Annotated in this window: 1 protein-coding gene; it reads right to left on the reverse strand. The window is 62.1% G+C overall.

The features are described 5' to 3' along the window. Positions 1-240, reverse strand: a 240-nt coding sequence (locus BS300_RS20860; RefSeq protein ID WP_143241882.1) for a hypothetical protein, incomplete at both ends; no start/stop codon positions are given.

Here is a 240-nt window from a genome sequence, read left to right on the forward strand (position 1 = left end):
CCCAGTCAGGTTGCTCTGGATGGTGGTGATATCAAAACCGAGAGATGCGGGATCAAGGGCATCGCTGCCGTGGGTCACCGTGAAACTCATGTTGCTGACCGCGGCCGCCTCACCTTGCGCCATCTCGGTGATGGCGGTGCCGCTGACGGCTGAGATGGTGGGGTTGGCGCCATCACCTACCGCCACGGTGATAGTGGAGGAGACCTTGTCGCCATCGCTGTCGAGCAGGGTAAAGCCCGC

It is taken from the genome of Aeromonas sp. SCS5 (assembly GCF_001887375.1).
GTDB classification, from domain to species: Bacteria; Pseudomonadota; Gammaproteobacteria; order Enterobacterales; family Aeromonadaceae; genus Aeromonas; species Aeromonas jandaei.